Genomic DNA, 16,466 nt, shown 5'->3' on the forward strand with positions numbered 1-16,466 from the left:
GGGTGATCGATGGGCGCATCCTTTGGTTGGAAACGGGTCGTGGTTCCGGAGCATGGTGGCAACGCGACGCTTTCCAAGGTTCTTTTGCGCAAGCTGTTGCTGGCCTATCTGCTGTTTGCGTTGGTCCTGACCGGTTTGCAGTTGGGAATGGCCTATCGGGATGCGCGCAAAGCCACTCTGGAGACGCTGGGGACTCTGGCCGACATCTCCGCAAACGGTGCGGCGTCGGCGATTTGGGACTATCAACAGCATCTGTTGCAAGCCCAGGCCACCGGCATCGGCACCCATCCGGTGGTGGTTCATGTCCAGATTCGCGATCTCAAGGGGGAGATGAACGCGGTCTGGAATCGGGATGGCGCGGATAAACCCGATCCGGACCTGACCATTCATCGGACCTTGCGGCGCGATGCCGATCCGGGACGCCCCCTTGGGGAGCTGGTCATCGCCTCGAATCATGCCAAGGTTCTGGCGGATTTGCAGGAAACCATGCGTCAGGTCGCGGTTTCGGTGGTCGGACTGCTGATCCTGCTGCTGGTGACCCAGTGGTTGTTGACCCGCTCCCTGGTGGTGCGTCCCCTGATGCGCTTTACCCGCCAGGTGGCCAACGTCACCGAGCAGGGCCAGACCATCGAATCCGACGGATCACGGGATATCGCCGAGTTCGTCACGCTGCGCCAGGTGTTCAACCAGCTCATGCACCAGGTGCATGAGAGTCACGCCCGTATCGCCGAGCAGAATCTGGGGCTGGAACAACGGGTCGCGGCGCGTACCCAGGAGCTGCAACTCAGCAAGGAGCAGTACAACGATCTGATCGAACGCATCCCGATCGGGGTGTATCAATTCCGCGTGAGCGCGACAGGGGACAAACGATTCGAATACGTCAGCGCCCGCTTCTGCGCCATGTTCCGTCTGGAACCTGGCGAGATCCTCACCAATCCCTCCCGCCCCTTCTCCCTGGTCCATCCCGAGGATCGCGTCTCCTTTCTGGAAGCCAACCAGGAGGCGTCGCTCACCTTGAAGGCGTTTTTGTGGAAAGGACGCTTCACCATCGGCGACGAGATCCGCTGGCTGCGGATCGAATCCACCGGCAAGGCTCTGCGGAATGGGGATGCCATGTGGAACGGCATCGTCAGCGACATCACCGAGCGGATGCGCATCGAACAGGCCCTGGCCAAAAGCGAACAGACCTTGCGACGCGCCCAGTCCGTGGCCAAGGTGGGGAGCTGGCATCTGGATCTGGATGACGGAGAGTTGGTCTGGTCCGAGGAGAGCTATCGGATTTTCGGTGTGCCGGCGGGCACACCGATCACCTATGAGCTGTTTCTGTCGCGTATTCCCGAAGACGACCGGGTGGATGTGGACGGGGCCTGGCAGGCGGCGTTGCAGGGGGCTCCCTATGATATCATTCATCGTCTTGCCCTGGATGGGGAGATCAAATGGGTACGCGAGCAGGCGGAAATCACCTTTGACCCCTATGGCGTGGCCAGGATGGCCTTGGGTACGGTACAGGATATAACAACACAAGTTCTTATCGAACAGGCGCGTCGCAACTCGGAGATGCGTTTTCGGAGCATTTTCGAGCAGGCCAATGCCGGCATCGCCTTCGCGGACGCCCATGGTAACCTGTTGCATTTCAACGACAGCTTTCAACAACTTTTAGGTTATCCGGAATCTGAACTGACAGGAGTCAATTTTGCCTGCTTTACCCACAAGGATGATGCGCAGGTGGAGAACGGTTTCGTTCAGGAGATCCTGAACGGGGAACGCGACAACTACCGTCTTGAAAAAAGATGCCTGGTGAATGGCGGCGCGATCATCTGGGTCGATTTGGTGGTGAGCGCGATTCGCGACGATCATGGCGCGGTGAAGAATTTCGTCGGACTGCTGGTGGATGTGACGGAGCGCAAGGAGGCGTCGCGGGCGATGGAGGCGGCGCGTCTGGCCGCCGAAGAGGCGACCCGCGCCAAGAGTGAGTTTCTGGCCAACATGAGCCACGAGATCCGCACGCCGATGAACGCGGTGATCGGGTTGAGTCATCTTGCCTTGCGCGGCGACCCGCCACCCCGGCAGAGGGACTATCTGCACAAGATCCGCAACGCGGCCATGTCGCTGCTGGGGGTGTTGAACGACATTCTGGATTTTTCCAAGATCGAGGCCGGCAAGCTCTCCCTGGAGCACATTCCCTTTCATCTCGGGCAGGTTCTGGATGGCATCGCCAATGTGATCGCCCTGCGAGCCGCGGAGAAGGGGATCGAGCTGTTGTTTTCGGTACCGCCGTCGTTGCCCATGGAACTGGTTGGCGACCCGACCCGTTTGGGACAGATCGTTCTGAATCTGGTGAACAACGCGGTGAAGTTCACCGAGCGCGGCGAGGTGATGGTCTCGGTGATGGTGCTGGAGAGTCTGGAGGATTGGCTGACCCTCTCGATCGCCATCCGCGATACCGGCATCGGCATGAGCGAAGAGCAGATGGCCCGTCTGTTCCAGTCTTTCTCTCAGGCCGACATGTCGATGACGCGTCGCTTCGGCGGTACCGGACTGGGGTTGGCGATCAGCAACCGTCTGGCCACGTTGATGGGCGGAACCATCTCGGTGGAGAGTCGTTTGGGCGAGGGGAGCACGTTTACCTTCATCGGGCGGTTCGGACGGGCGCCTGAATCGCTCATCGAGGGGTATCAAGCGCGCGAGGTGTGGTGGGATTTGAGCAACCTCCATGCCCTGGTGGTGGATGACAACCCGTCGGCCCGTGAGATCATGACCGAATTGCTTCACCACTGGTCGATGCGGGTGACCCAGGCTGTGGACGGCATCGATGCCCTGGCGCAATTGGAGCGCATGGTCGATCAGGGTGAACCGTGCGACCTGGTGCTGATGGATTGGCAGATGCCGGAACTCGACGGGGTGGAGACCTTGCGCCGCATTCGCGCCTTGCCCCGTTTCGAGGAGTCGCCGACCATTTTTCTGGTGACCGCCTTCGGTGACGAGGCGGTGTTGTCGCGCGCCGAACGCGAGGGGGCGCGCGCCTGCCTGATGAAGCCGGTGGGTGCCTCGATGCTGTTCGATGCCATTGTTTCGGTGTTTCGACGCGCGGAGAACGGATCCATCGTGGAGGGTTCCACCGGAGAGTTGACGGTGACGCTGCCTGGCATGCGGATTCGCGGAGCGCGGGTGTTGTTGGCCGAGGACAACGAGATCAACCAGCAGGTGGCCGAAGAACTGCTTGGCGATATGGGGGTTCTGGTGGACGTGGTGGGCACCGGACGGTTGGCGGTCGAGGCGGTTTTGGCCCGTCCTGCCGTTTACGAGGCGGTGTTGATGGATGTGCAGATGCCGGAGATGGATGGTCTGGAGGCGACGCGGCGCATTCGCGCGGCCCTGGGCGACGGATCGCCGCCTGTGATCGCCATGACCGCCCATGCCATGGAAAGTCAACGCCAGTTGTGTTTCGCGGCGGGCATGGTGGATCATGTTGCCAAGCCCATCGATCCGGCGGTGCTGGGGGCGGTGCTGGGACGCTGGATCAAGATGCGGGAGGCCGAGGAGCCGGTGATCACCCGTCGTCCGTTGGTGGGCGAGTGCGAGGTGTTGCCGGATCTGGGGCCGGCCTTTGATCTGGAATCCGCCTTGACGCGGGTGAACGGCAAGCCGTTGTTGTTGCGTCGTTTGTTGCGCAGTTTTGCGGAGCAGAACAGCGACGGCATGACGCGCTTGCGGGCGTTGCTGGATGCCCGCGGGCTGCACGAGGCGTCCCAACTGGTGCATGGTTTGAAGGGGGTTGCGGCGACGCTGGGGGCGGAGCGTGTGCATGTCGCCGCCCGTGACATGGAGTTGGCGTTGCGGGAAGAGGCCGATCAGGGGACCCTTGAGGGGTTGTTCGGGCCGTTGCGGACCGCAATGGAAGAGACCTTGCGGGCGATTGCCGGGATGGCCCCGGAGCCGGTTGCCCGTCCGGCTCCTGTCGTGACGTCGCACACGCTGCCCTGGGAGGAGATCCGGGTCATGGCCGGGGAGTTGCGTGTGTTGTTGGAGCGCAACAGCATGTCGATTCGCAAGCGGTTTCCCCGCTGGAGTGAGTTGTTGGTTGGCAGTGGTTGCGAAGAGGCGCTCGGGGCCATGGAATCCGGCGTGGAGCGGCTGGATTTCGAGGCGGCAAGCCAGGCGTTGAATCGAATCATGGTGCATTTGCAAGGCGTTGAGGAGCAGTCACGATGAGTCTGGAACAACCTGGAACGATTCTGATTGTGGATGACGAGTCGATCAACATTGCGGTGTTGACCGACATTCTCGAGGAGCGCTACGAGATTCTTTTTGCCACCGATGGCAAGAAAGCGATGGAGTTGGCGAAGACGGCCCAGCCTGATTTGATTTTGCTGGATGTGAAGATGCCGGGCATGGACGGTCATGAGGTGTGTGCGCGACTCAAGGAGGAGCGTGACACGGCGAACATTCCGATCATTTTCGTCACCGCGATGAGCGATGTGAATGACGAGGCGCGCGGTTTGGAGTTGGGCGCCATGGACTACATCACCAAGCCGGTCTCTCCTCCGGTGGTCAAGGCGCGGGTGCGCAATCAGATCGAGTTGAAGAATGCCCGCGATCAATTGATGCGGCTGGCCATCACCGACGGGTTGACCGGGCTTTCCAATCGGCGTCATTTCGATGGGGCGCTCGAGAAGGAGCATCAGCGTTTGGCCCGTTCGCGGGGTTTGTTGTCGTTGATTTTGTTCGATCTGGACCATTTCAAGGCTTTCAACGACACCTATGGCCATCTGGCCGGGGATGATTGTCTGCGTCAGGTGGGTGGGATGGTATTGCAGACCTTGACCCGTGTTGCGGATTTGGGAGCGCGTTACGGCGGGGAGGAGTTCGTTTGTCTGTTGCCCGAGACCAGTCATGATGGGGCGGTGGTGATGGCGGAGAAGCTGCGTGCCGGCATTCAGGGGTTGAAGATTCCGCACGCCAAGTCATCGGCGGCCAAGATGGTGACCACCAGTCTTGGGGTGGTGACGGTGCGTTGCATCGCCGGGCGTTCGCCGTTGCATGTGGTGGCTTTGGCGGATGAGCAGTTGTATGCCGCCAAGTCGGCGGGGCGCAACCGGGTGCAGGCGTTGCGTTTTGACGCGCCATAGGGGGTAGGGGCACAGCTTGGAATCTATTGTTTTTAACTGTTAAAAAAAAGAGAGAGTCTGGGAGATTCCTCTCCCAGGGTTTTGTTCTTGCTTTTTTTGCCTTTGTTCCTGCCTTTGTTCCTGCCTTTGACTTTGTTTTTAGCGCGCTCTTCACAAAGAAGCATTTTTCGCGTCTGTTGCGAAAAATGCGCCGCGCGCAGCCTTGGCGCGCTTCGTTTCCGGTGTTTGGAAACGAAGCGCGCATCTTGCACGGCGACCTTGAAGCGCGTGACGTCGCCCGCCTGATCCAACTTCGCAACCAGATGGCTCTTTTTTTACCGTGGAACTCCCGAAGGGAGGTCCATGGTACGGGGGGGGAGAGGGATCTCCCCTACCGTAGATAATCCCTCACCATGGGTGCGGTTTAAACCGCACCAACGCCAGCCGGGTCAGAACTTTTACCGAACGCCAACCAGCCACACGCACCATCGCGCGCAACAGGCGCAAGCGGTCCGCCAAACCATGCATGCCGATCACGGCCCGCCAGCAGCGACGCAGGACACGTTCTTGAACGCGCAGCATCTCCGACCGTTCCGGATCGTGGGCCATGTCCTGCTCAAAACATTCCAGCAAACGCAACCACACAAGATAGACCTCCGTCGTCTCCCCCGCCTTGGGCCACTCGGCGTGGATCAACTGGCGCACCGCCGCGACACGCGCCTCGTCCCAGCTCAGATCCGGACAGAGCTTTTCCAACCGTCCCTGAACAATCCCCATGCCGGTCGCCTGTTGACTCGCATGCTGACGGACGCTGATGCGCGCGTCGTGATGACGCAGCTCGATGAGGGGCTCTGCCAGATTGGCGGCGCGGGTTTTGGAGACCAGACGGCCCCACAACTCGAAATCCTGGCTGTGACGGACGGATTCGTCATACGGGTTGGCCAGGAGCAATTCACGACGAACCATCACCGAGGCGTGAAAAAACGGATTGGCGAACAACAGATGCCAGGCAATGGCCAGGTGACGGGAGGGCACGCCTCTGGGGATGGACTCGCGTTGGCCGTTCTCTTGGAGAATCCAGGCGGCACTGCCCAGCAACCCCACCTCCGGATGGGACTCCAGAAAGCGCAGTTGTCGTTCCAGCCGTTCGGGCAACGATCGATCGTCCGCGTCCTGACGGGCGATCCAAACACCCCGCGCCAGGGCGATCCCCTTGTTCAACGAGCGGGTCAGGCCCAGATTTTCCGCATTGCGCACCAGGCGGATGCGCGGATCACGCCCGGCCCAGGCGGCGAGAATCATCGGTGAGGCATCCGTCGAGGCGTCGTCGATCAGCAGGAATTCGAAATCCCTCCAGGTTTGCGCCAGGATGCTTTCAATGGCCGCGTCCAGATGCGGGGCACCGTTGTACACGCTGGTCAATACGGTCACCCTTGGGGTGACCGTTGGGGGCGGTTCGGCGGAGGCGTCCGTCCCGTTCATGCCCGGAACGGCTTCCAGCCGGGCAGATCCCACGCCAGCAGTTCGACGCACATGGCCAATCCCCAGGTCAAAAGACAGGTGCCGTGGATATCCCCCTCGTTCAGACCACGGGAGATGGTGGCCCCATAATAGCCGCTTTGCGCCTGGCCAGGGAGATAGGAGAACCCCCCGTCCGCGGCCTGATGGAGACGGATCCGATCCATGATATCGACGAGGTGACCCTCGATCTCCGCGCGCCGGTGTCCGGTCTGACGCGCGGCGCGATGCAACACGTAGATCCAGTCTACCACATGACAGCCGGCGGGCGGCGGCCCCTGCAACAGGCAGGTGTCGATGAGCCGTTCTGGATGGTGGATCGGCTCTTCCAGCCACTCCAGGGCGTTGAGCACCTTCATGGCGCCGTTGATCAACTGTCCACGAGCCGGCGGGGTGGGTGGGGCGAAATAGGCTCCGCTTTCCGGATCGGCCTTGCTGGCCAGAAAACGGATCAGGGTCTGGCGCAACAAGGGCGTGTCCACCTCGGGGAGCCGTGGTCCCTGACTCTGCACGAAGAGCGCGAGGATGGCGGTTTTGGCCCCGGCGGACCAGGGATGGTGCCAGTCGAGGCTTTTCAACCGATTTTCCAAGGCGAGCGCATCGTGGGGAAAGCCGGCATAGGGATAACGTGGGCTCTGTCCGGAGGCGGCCAGCGTGGCGATGGCCTGTTTGGTTTCGGCCAGGATGGCGTCGGTGATCGGATCCGGGATGGCCTGGCCCTTCAGGCGTCGTTTCAGCCGTGCCCGCCAGGTCGGGACCGGACGCGCGATGCCGGCGAGCAGAGCGGGATCGACGAAGGTTCCATCTGGACGTTGATAGGCGCGGATGAACTCCAGCCAGGCGTTGCGTTCGCCTTCTGGCAGCGACTCCCAGAGACCCAGGGCATCGAGGATCTTTTTGGCAAAGCAGGAAAAGCCCAAAGAGGCCTGTTCTCCGGCCAGAATCGAGCCGTGCGGGCAGGGGTTGTAGGCTCCTGGCTGGTCGCCACGGCGCAGGCTGGCGAGAAATGGCGGCAGTCGTTCCCGAACGGAGAGCAACCAATCGATTCGCATGGGGTCGATGCGCATGGAACACCTGGAAAAATGGTTTGGAGAAACAGGCGAAAAACTTGAATCCGGGCCGGATGGTCGTTATAGTTCGTGACGGAGAATGGTGAAATGAGTCTGTTGATTCCAAGTCGCAACGCCGTCGTCGTCCAGGTGAATGATACCATGTCTCACGCCTTCGATTCCAGCCTGGATGCCGATCGTCATCAAGCCAGCATCCTGATCGTCGATGATCAGAAACTCAACCTGATCGTCCTCAAGAGTCTGCTCAAACAGCACGGCTACGTGAACGTCACCACCGTCGAAGATCCCCGCGAGGTCGAGGAACTCTGGAGCCGGCAACGGTTCGATCTGATGCTTCTGGATCTGGAAATGCCCAACCTGCCCGGCATCGAGGTGATGAAAATTCTCGAGCGCATCGGTCGGGATCCCTATCTGCCGATACTGGTGATCACCGCCAACACCGAAGAGACCACCCGTCTCGAAGCCCTGTCTCACGGCGCCCAGGACTTCCTGAACAAACCCTTCAACCCCTCCGAGGTGATCTCGCGCATCCGCAACATGCTTTCGGTGCGCATCCTTTACAAACGCATGGAGGAGAAGATCCAGGAGCGAACCCGTCAGCTTCACGAAACCCGCCTGGAGGTGATCCGCTGTCTGGGCCGCGCCGCCGAATACCGCGACAACGAAACCGGTCGTCATGTCATCCGCATCGGTCAGATCTCGGCGCTTCTGGCGCGGGTGATGGGACTGTCCGAGCACCATTGCGATCTGATCATGCATGCCACGCCGATGCACGATGTCGGCAAGATCGGCATTCCGGATCACATCCTGCTCAAACCGGCCCGTCTGGAGGCGGAGGAGTTCGAAATCATCAAGACCCATGCCGTCATCGGTGGCAACATCCTGTCCGGCTATCGCGAGGAACCCCTTGTCACCGCCCGTACCATTGCCCTGACCCACCACGAAAAATGGGATGGTTCGGGCTATCCCAACCAAATCTCCGGGGAGTCGATTCCCATCGAAAGCCGCATCTGCGCGGTGGCCGATGTGTTCGACGCCTTGACCTCCTGGCGTCCCTACAAACAGCCCTGGAGTATCGACGATGCCGTGCAATACATCGTTCGCGAACGGAATCGGCACTTCGATCCCAGGGTCGTCGATGCAATGCTCGACAACATGGAAGCCATCCGCTCGATCAAGAGCACGATTAGCGATTGAAAACACGCATGAACACACAGGCACAACGCGCCACGTCCGTCCGGGTCGCGCCGGATCATCTCCGCATCGCCAACCGGATGCTGGTTCCAGCCACCACCCGCGCCATCCTGTGGGACATGGACGGGGTGTTGATCGACTCGTTGGGGTTGGATTTCAAGATCTGCAACCAGTTGATCGAAGCCCACTTCGGACCCGGCAAGTCGATCGACGACCCGTTCATCCAGTCGATCTTCGCGCTCCATCCGCCGGCCTTCTGGGAGAAAATTTTCGCGGAACTGGCCACCCGTCATGGGGTTCGGGCCGATGAGGCGACCCGAGCCGGGATCCTCGCCCGATACGAGGAGGCGCGGGTCACCACGCCGTTCGAGCTTCTGCCTGGCATCGCCGAGATTCTGGCCGAAGCGCGTCGTCTCGGCCTGCGCATGGCGGTGGTTTCGAACAACACCGGCAACGATGTGCGGGCGATTCTGGAACGCTCCGGCATTCTGGCCCCCTTCGATCTGACCGTGGGCAACGACCTGGAGGGGTTCCGCAAGAAACCGGCTCCGGATGGATATCTGCACGCTGCCCGTCTGCTGGGGGTGGCGCCCGACCAGGCAGTGGTGGTCGAGGACTCCCTGCTGGGGCTTGAGGCGGGTCATGCCGCCGGATGCCACACGATCGCGGTGGCCACCGGCGGCACCCCGTTCGAGGTGCTGGCCGCCTCCGGACTGGCCCGGCAGGTCCAGTCCGCCTTCACCCCCCTGGAACTGGTCGTGGCGGGCGGGGATATCCGCGCCAAGCGCATCCTCACCCCGAACGATTTCGTCAGCCACATGGTGGAACACATCGCCTGGCGACTCGGGGTGGCGATCTGTCTGGATTGGAACAACGACCTCTGGTTCGAGCTGGGGCGGTTGTTGGGGGTCGAGTTGGCCCTTCTGCCGCGCCGGAACGCGCAAGCCGCCGCCCTCGGCATGATCGACGACGGCAGTGCCGAGATTCTGATCGACTGGAACAGCGCCGACCATGGGGCGGAATTCCTCTCCGGCGGCGGGGTGGATACGGGTTGGTTTCTGGCGTTGCGCTGCGAGCAGGCGGCCTCGGGTCGCCCGATGTGGGAGTTGATGAACGGGCTGGCGTTGGGGCTGGGTGCGCGGATCCAGGTTCGGCTCTGCTCCGCCGAAGATCCCCATCACGCCTGGGAGGGGATCTACCGCACCCTGGGGATCGCCCTGCGCCGGGTGATTGAACCGCCGGTCGTCCCGGTGGTCGCGCTCCCGGACGCGCCGGCAGCCAAACCGGTGGAGAGCCGTTTCACGCTGGAAGAGAAAACCGCCAACCACTGCCGGGCGATCCGCGTGACCGCCGAGAGCGCCTTGAGTTTAAGCGTGGATTTTACCCGCGTCGGGGAGCATCGGTTTCGGTTCGAGGTGGCCGATTCGATCCGCGTCGATGGATTTCCGGCTCTGCTGGCGTTGCTCGCGGATCGGGCCGGATTCTCGTTGCAGGTCGAGTGTCGGGCTCTGGCGTTGAGTTCCAGCCATGTGGTGCTCGAGGATACCGCGTTGGTGCTCGGACGGGTTCTGTTCGAGATCTTGAAGATCCGCATGGAGGAGAGCGGGGTGAACGGCGCGGGATCAAGCGTGCGCGCGCCCGAGGATCTGCATGCGCCGATTCGGGTCGGAATCAGCGTAGAGGGCCGGAAATTCCTCTCTCTGGTGCCTCTCGCGGGGGATCATGCGGCGTTGCGGGAGGGTTTTCTGATCGGTCGCGAGGTGGCCGGGGGGATTCGTTCCGAGGATCTGGACGATTTTCTCGATGGGTTGGTGGGCGGCATGAGCGCCTCGTTGATGATTCATTTTGCCACCATCCCGGATCCCGAGGCAGGGTGGCCGATGATTTTTGCCCAGCTGGGCCGGGCGTTGGAGGAAGCGTTCGCCCCCAATCCGCAACGCAAGGGGATGCCGCCGGGGGTCAAGGCGACCCTGCTTTAGACCGGGGGGGACTCACGGCGTCGCCGGACCGTACCCGGTCAACTCCACGTAGCCGACCCCGGCGATCGGCGCCCCTTTCGACCGACCACGCACCGTGACCGCTCCCTCCCAGTAGTGGAGCGCGGCATCGGTCAGCTCCTGATCCACCAGACGCGGCGTCACCTCGAAGGCCAGATCATGCTCGGGCAGCTCGATCTCCCAGCCGGAAGGGTAGCGGTTGCCGGTTTTGGGACTTGTCCAGTGCCCGCTCTCCCGTTGCCGCCACTGGGATCGTTCCAGCCGCGCCGACCGGCCATCGGTCCCGATCCATGTGCCCTGGCTTGCCGGGTCGTCCTGGCCGTTTTTCAACCGCATGCGGTAGAACATCAGCTCCCGTCCGTCGTCGAGTTGCAAGGCGAACCAGTCCCAACCCGCCTGCTCCGGGGTCAACGCCGAAGTGCTCCACTCCCGATCGAACCAACTCGATCCCGCCACCACATGCCGCTCTTCCCCGACGCGGATCTCCCCTGCGGTGGCCAGACGGGTCAACGAATAATAATACGAGGCCGTGTCACGGGTCGCGCTTTTGCGGCTCAATCCCTGCTCCCCTTGCAACACCACCGGTTTGGTGGCCTCAAGCGTCAGATCGAGGGCGATCCCCTCCTGGGCGGCCACCAGCTTGAAGCGCGGCTGCTCCGTCGTGCCACCGTCGATGCCCAAGGACCAATCCCCAAGCCACACCCGGAACGGTTCGGCGTCAGCCCCCGCCATGCCGAGAGCCGGGCGGATCAACCGTTGAAAGTGATGAAAGCGGCCCGATCCGATGTCGCTCAACGCCAGATGCCCCAGATGGAGGGCGTTGGTGCGCCAGGCCGAGGAGCCGGGCGGGGGTGGGTCGGCCTGAAGCCCGATCCGGAAGAGGGTCAACTGATAGCCGAAATGGCGCTTGCCATCCGGGGTGGCGAGATTGCCGGTCACGTACCACCACTCCTGACGAAACTCCGGGTGTGGGCCGTGGTCGCGGGGAAAGTGGAAGGTGCGGTGCTCGCGGGCTTTTTCATAGCCGTGATCCCGCGAGGTCTCCCCCAAAGCCGCGTCGATGGTCAGGGGGGCCGGATTTGGCGGAACGGCGGGTGGGCGCAGCCAGAGTCCGAGAGCCAGCAGCGCTCCCAGGAGTCCGAACGTGGGGAGAAGAGGTTTCATGCCTTGTCAGAACCCGGTTTCGCGGATCCAGGCTTCCAGCGCCAGACGCTGGAAGCGGGTGAAGAGGTTTTCGGCCCGGTGATTCTCCACGAAGAGGGTGCCGCGCAGGGTGTGGGGCGGTGGGGTGAAACCCGGCTCGGGTCGCCAGACAACCCGATACAAGGCGGTGGTTGGTTGCCAGAAACCGCGCGGATCTTTTTTTACCGGCACGTTGCCCCCGTACTGGGTGAACAGGGCCGCCTCTTCGATGGAATCGCTCCCGACTGGCGCGATCGTTTCGATTGTGCCGGCAAGCGTCGGCCAGTCGATCCCCTCGGAGTGGAATCGTCCCGGCGCGCCCGGCGCGATGCGGGGAATGTCCACCTCGCGCACGTAGGCGGTGACCTGCCAGCTCTCGGGATCGGTGACCTCCAGCAGAGGCTCGCCTTGTGCCACCCAGAGTCCGGTCGTGATGGTCGGATCGAGACGCACGATCCGACCGGTCAGGGGGGCGCGGAGGGTCAGCTGGTCGAGTTGACGTCGCAGTTCCCTCTGTTGGCTTCGTTCGGCCTCCAGCTCCCTGTCGTTGACCAGGGCCCGCTTGAGCAGCGCTGGCGCGCCACCGCGAAAATCGAGTTTCCACAGGGTCAGGTCGATCTTGTGACCGGCCACCTCCAGCTGGTTGGAAAGCTCCGGGGAGTCCAGACGAATCAGCGCTTGTCCGGCTTCGACCCGATCCCCTTCGGCCACGAGTCGTTCCGCGACGCGGGCGGCATGCGGGGCGTGCAGGGTGACGTGGCGGCTCCGTTGCAGCAGGGCCGGGGCTTGCGAGGCGCCTTTCCAGGGGATGAAACTTGCCAGGATCAACCCGGTGAAGATCCCCAACGTGATGATCGTGCGTCGATTGAGCCGCACCCCGGTTTCGGGCCGCCTCCAGATGGCCAGCTCCTGCCAGACCGGTCGCACCAGAAACCAACCGATTTCCACCGCCATGAGCAGAATCCCGAGCAGTTTGAAGAAAAGGTGATAGACCGTGAGGGCAATGCCCAGATAGAGAAAGAACCGGTAGATCCAGGTCACCCAGGCAAACAGGATCAGCATGTGCCGTCGGTCGTGGAGCGCGGCATCCGGAAACGGGGCTTTCAGATCGAGCAGCCATTCGCGCAGCTTCCAGCGTCCCAGGTGACCGGCCCGTTCGTGGAGATTCTCGATGTCCAGCCAGTCGGAGAGCAGATAATAGCCGTCGAAACGCAAAAAAGGGCTGGCGTTGAGGAGCAGGGTGGAGATCCAGCTCACCGTGGCGATAAAAAACAGGGCATCCCGTGTTCCGCCCACCGGCAGCGCCCCCCACAGCAGCGCGGCCCAGGCGGTCAGCAACAGCTCGGAAACGATTCCCGCCGAGGCGACGGTCAGTCGTTTGCGCCGGTCGGCCAACTGCCACACCTCGCTGGTATCGGTGTAGAGCACCGGCAGGAGCATCAGAAACGCCACCCCGATGGTCGGCACCCGACAGCCGGCACGGATGGCGGCATAGGCGTGCCCGAGTTCGTGGATCGCCTTGGTCACCACCATGGCCAGGGCGATGAAGAGCGCTTCGGTCATGAAGTCGGTTTCGCCGAGGGTCGCCAGGGCCACCTCCCACTGACGGGAGATGGCGTGCAGACCGAACAGGCCGGCCAGTGCGCTCATCCAGAAGAAAACGGGCGAAAAGCACCATTCGACCCATGGCAGGGTTCTTTTCAGCCATCGTTCCGGATCGACCAGCGGAATGCGAAAGAAGAGATAGGCATGCAGGATATGCTGAAACCAGGTCTGCTTGCCGGCCTTCACATGGCGTTGCATGCGTTCCACCCCGCCCTCGCCCTGGGGACGGAGCAGGTTGGCGCCGAGCAGGAAACGGATCAACTCCTGAACATCGGCGGGGGTGGTGTCGATCATGGTCTCCTCGGAGACCAGTTCGGCGATGCGGCCAGGACCGCCGCGGCGCCAGCGGCACAGAATCTCGAACTCCCGCCAGCCGAGGCGGAAAAACTGGTTGGTGGCCGGATCGCGCAAGGTCCAGGTCGGGGAGCCGTCCCGGGCGGTGGGTCCGGGAAACAGATGCACCTCCTCGCGCAGCGGCGGTGGACGACCGGCATCGGCGCCCGATTCGTTCACAGTCCCAACCGTTGCCGCAGCAGAGTGAGGGGATGGCGGAACAGGTAGTGGAACAGGGTGGTCCGCCCGCCCTGAATTTTCGCCGTGCCGCGCAGGCCGATGCGGGGCGCGGGTTGTTCCTCCGCAAAGCGGGCGCGCACCGCGTGGGCGAGCACCCCTTCGATCTCGCGCGCCTCGTAGGCGACGCGGTTGACGTGGCCGCGCCAGGTGGAAAGCGGGTCGAGATTGGGATAAAGGATCACCTCGGCATCCGGCTCCATGGCCATCACATCGGCCACCGGCAGTCGGATCTCCATTTCGGCCCGATCGGGCGCGGCGATCTCCATGACCCGTTCACCCACCTGCACCGGTTTGCCCAGCCAGGCGTGAACGTCGTTGAACAGCGCCACCCCATCCCTGGGGGCCTCGATGCGGGTGCGGCGCAACAGAATCCGGATCCCGTCGGCCTCGGCGCGTTGCCTGGCGAGACGCTTTTCCAGGATGTTTTTCTGGATGCGGCTTTCGGCATCGGTCACCGCGAGTTTCAAAACCTGGTGATACTCCTCCTCGAGGGTGGCGATGTTGCGCTCTTCCACCTCGAGTTTGCTTTTCAGGGGGGCCTCGTCGAGGGTGATCAACAGTTCTCCGCGTCGGACCGTCTGGTTGGGTTGCACATGCACCCGTTCCACCACCCCATCCAGGGGGGCGCGGATCGGCGCCGGGTCCAGAGCCACCACCACTGCCGGAGCCAGCACCGATTGCCGCACCGGCAGCAGCATCACCAGGCACAGCAGCATCACCGCACCCCAGCGCCATCGGGTGGCCGGGACGGAAAAGAGCGATTGCACGCGCCATCCCGGACCTCGGGCGCGATGGAGCAGCAACTCCCAGGCGTTGGCATGGCTGTCGGCGAGTTTGGTGAGCAGTTTGATTTCCGGATCGGTCCAGGGTACCGATTTGACCAGCAGCATCCCTCCCATCCGTTGACCGGCGCCGGTGATCAACGGTATCCAGATGGCATGGGTGGGGAGCCACTGTTCCCACTCCTTGGCGTCGTCCCCGTCGATGTCGGCGGCGGTCAGGCCCACCGGCGCGGTCTGTTCGCGCCATTTCGGAGCGTTGAGGATGCGCGTCAGCCAGACGATGTAGGGCGCGCGGGCGTTCGGATCCGGGGATCCCGAAACCGCCACCACCTCCCCCGATCCCTTGTCCGCGTGTCGCCACAGCACCGCCTGGCGATAAGGGGTCATCAGATGGGTTTCGTTGACCACCAGAAAGCCGAACGCGGCTTCGTTTTCGGCGGCAAAGGCCCGTTTGTTCAGCTGCAACAGCGCGCTGAGACCGAGAATCAGTTTTTCACCCTGGACAGGCATGCCTTATTCCACGGGTTTGGAGGAGGATGGCGCGGCGCCGGAGGTTTCAGCCGGTTGCGTAAAGCGTGCCACGCCGCTCATGCCGGGCACCAGTTCTTCCGATGTGTCGATCGGTTCGCCGATGATTTTTACGGTCTGGCTCACCGGATCGACCTCCGCGCCCAGACGCAGCACCCGCGATGGATAGGTTTTTCGGGTTTCGTCGATCTGGATGGTGAAGCGGTCCTTGACCTTGAGCCACCCGAGCCAACGGGAGGGGACCACCATCTCCATCTCCAGGTGGCGGTGGTCGATGATTTTCATGAGATTGTGTCCAGGGGTGACGAACTGGTGTTCGCGCACCATCAGCGTGGCGATCCGTCCGGCGAACGGCGCGGGAACGCGGCAGCCGCGCAATCGGGACTCCTGGAATTTGACATCCGCCTCGGCCTGGGCCTGTTCGGAGCGGCTGGCATCCGCCTCCAGGGTGCCCACGGAGTGGAGTTGCGCCAGCCGTTGCATGACCTGATTCTTATCCCTGGCCGCGGTCAGGACGGCGCGCGCCTTGTTGAGCTGGGCGTTCAGGGTGGTGCAGTCAAACGCGATCAGCGTGGCGCCGGCGGCAAAGGTGTCGCCCTCCTTGAGCGGCAGGCTCTGGATGGCGGCATCCACCTGCGCGGAGAGGGTGGTCTGGACGCGTGGCACCAGGTAGGCGCGGATTTCGGTCAACGGGAAGGCGGGGCGCGAGTCGGTCGGCGCGGCGGGCGTGTTGTCGGCCAGCAGCACACCGGGAAATGCCAGCATGGTCACGATCAACCAGGCTGGGAAAGAAAACGGGCGCGGCGGCTTGGACTCGGGTGCGAAGTTCATGGCGTCCACGGTGGTCAAGAGAACAGGTTGCTCCTCTGTTTATGCAAGAACCGTGCTATCGGCATAAAGTTTCCGCCA

The 16,466-nt window shown here is 62.6% G+C and carries 10 protein-coding genes; 4 read left to right on the top strand and 6 right to left on the bottom strand.

The window, feature by feature from the left end; genetic code table 11:
- Positions 1–9: 9 nt before the first annotated feature.
- Both ACOY6C_RS07070 and ACOY6C_RS07075 read left to right on the top strand, forming a co-directional pair.
- The gene (locus tag ACOY6C_RS07070; protein WP_420904779.1) at positions 10–4,212 is read left to right on the top strand and encodes a response regulator; all 4,203 of its coding nucleotides are present in this window, start codon (positions 10–12) and stop codon (positions 4,210–4,212) included.
- Positions 4,209–5,129 carry a diguanylate cyclase gene (locus ACOY6C_RS07075; protein WP_420904780.1) on the top strand — a complete coding sequence of 307 codons (921 nt, stop codon included), beginning with the start codon at positions 4,209–4,211 and terminating at the stop codon, positions 5,127–5,129. The genes ACOY6C_RS07070 and ACOY6C_RS07075 overlap by 4 nt, the downstream gene beginning before the upstream one ends.
- Positions 5,130–5,516: 387 nt before the next feature.
- On the opposite strand, the gene ACOY6C_RS07080 is transcribed toward ACOY6C_RS07075, so the two are convergent.
- Entirely contained in the window at positions 5,517–6,590 is a 1,074-nt protein-coding gene (locus ACOY6C_RS07080; RefSeq protein WP_420904781.1) for a glycosyltransferase family 2 protein, read from the bottom strand.
- Positions 6,587–7,693 carry a hypothetical protein gene (locus ACOY6C_RS07085; protein ID WP_420904782.1) on the bottom strand — a complete coding sequence of 369 codons (1,107 nt, stop codon included), beginning with the start codon at positions 7,691–7,693 and terminating at the stop codon, positions 6,587–6,589. Before ACOY6C_RS07085 ends, ACOY6C_RS07080 begins: the two co-directional genes overlap by 4 nt.
- Before the next feature lie 90 nt (positions 7,694–7,783).
- Here ACOY6C_RS07085 and ACOY6C_RS07090 point away from each other — a divergent pair, with 90 nt between their 5' ends.
- Both ACOY6C_RS07090 and ACOY6C_RS07095 read left to right on the top strand, forming a co-directional pair.
- Positions 7,784–8,893, top strand: a complete 1,110-nt coding sequence (locus ACOY6C_RS07090; protein ID WP_420904783.1) for an HD-GYP domain-containing protein — start codon at positions 7,784–7,786, stop codon at positions 8,891–8,893.
- Between the two features lie 8 nt (positions 8,894–8,901).
- A complete protein-coding gene (locus ACOY6C_RS07095) occupies positions 8,902–10,869 on the top strand; it encodes an HAD-IA family hydrolase (protein WP_420904784.1) in 1,968 nt (655 codons plus the stop codon).
- A gap of 12 nt (positions 10,870–10,881) precedes the next feature.
- Here the strand turns inward: ACOY6C_RS07095 and ACOY6C_RS07100 are convergent, their stop codons facing one another.
- Genes ACOY6C_RS07100 through ACOY6C_RS07115 form a run of 4 tightly spaced genes read right to left on the bottom strand, consistent with a single transcriptional unit; the run spans position 10,882 to position 16,397 of the window.
- Positions 10,882–12,051 (bottom strand): lipocalin-like domain-containing protein, encoded by a 1,170-nt coding sequence (locus ACOY6C_RS07100; protein ID WP_420904785.1) that lies wholly within the window; start codon positions 12,049–12,051, stop codon positions 10,882–10,884.
- A gap of 6 nt (positions 12,052–12,057) precedes the next feature.
- Entirely contained in the window at positions 12,058–14,187 is a 2,130-nt protein-coding gene (locus ACOY6C_RS07105; RefSeq protein WP_420904786.1) for a site-2 protease family protein, read from the bottom strand.
- Entirely contained in the window at positions 14,184–15,539 is a 1,356-nt protein-coding gene (locus ACOY6C_RS07110) for an efflux RND transporter periplasmic adaptor subunit (RefSeq protein WP_420904787.1), read from the bottom strand. The genes ACOY6C_RS07105 and ACOY6C_RS07110 overlap by 4 nt, the downstream gene beginning before the upstream one ends.
- Positions 15,540–15,542: 3 nt before the next feature.
- Positions 15,543–16,397: an efflux RND transporter periplasmic adaptor subunit gene (locus ACOY6C_RS07115; protein ID WP_420906097.1), complete on the bottom strand. Its 855-nt coding sequence runs from the start codon at positions 16,395–16,397 to the stop codon at positions 15,543–15,545.
- Positions 16,398–16,466 lie beyond the last annotated feature (69 nt).

Origin of the sequence: Candidatus Magnetaquiglobus chichijimensis (assembly GCF_045865675.1) — a bacterium.
In the GTDB taxonomy this organism is placed as follows: domain Bacteria; phylum Pseudomonadota; class Magnetococcia; order Magnetococcales; family Magnetaquicoccaceae; genus Magnetaquiglobus; species Magnetaquiglobus chichijimensis.

What these genes read in the sequence shown, in the direction of transcription:
- ACOY6C_RS07070 (WP_420904779.1), top strand. Translation starts at nt 10, where the DNA reads ATGGGCGCATCCTTTGGTTGGAAACGGGTCGTGGTTCCGGAGCATGGT.
- ACOY6C_RS07075 (WP_420904780.1), top strand. Translation starts at nt 4,209, where the DNA reads ATGAGTCTGGAACAACCTGGAACGATTCTGATTGTGGATGACGAGTCG.
- ACOY6C_RS07080 (WP_420904781.1), bottom strand. Translation starts at nt 6,590, where the DNA reads ATGAACGGGACGGACGCCTCCGCCGAACCGCCCCCAACGGTCACCCCA.
- ACOY6C_RS07085 (WP_420904782.1), bottom strand. Translation starts at nt 7,693, where the DNA reads ATGCGCATCGACCCCATGCGAATCGATTGGTTGCTCTCCGTTCGGGAA.
- ACOY6C_RS07090 (WP_420904783.1), top strand. Translation starts at nt 7,784, where the DNA reads ATGAGTCTGTTGATTCCAAGTCGCAACGCCGTCGTCGTCCAGGTGAAT.
- ACOY6C_RS07095 (WP_420904784.1), top strand. Translation starts at nt 8,902, where the DNA reads ATGAACACACAGGCACAACGCGCCACGTCCGTCCGGGTCGCGCCGGAT.
- ACOY6C_RS07100 (WP_420904785.1), bottom strand. Translation starts at nt 12,051, where the DNA reads ATGAAACCTCTTCTCCCCACGTTCGGACTCCTGGGAGCGCTGCTGGCT.
- ACOY6C_RS07110 (WP_420904787.1), bottom strand. Translation starts at nt 15,539, where the DNA reads ATGCCTGTCCAGGGTGAAAAACTGATTCTCGGTCTCAGCGCGCTGTTG.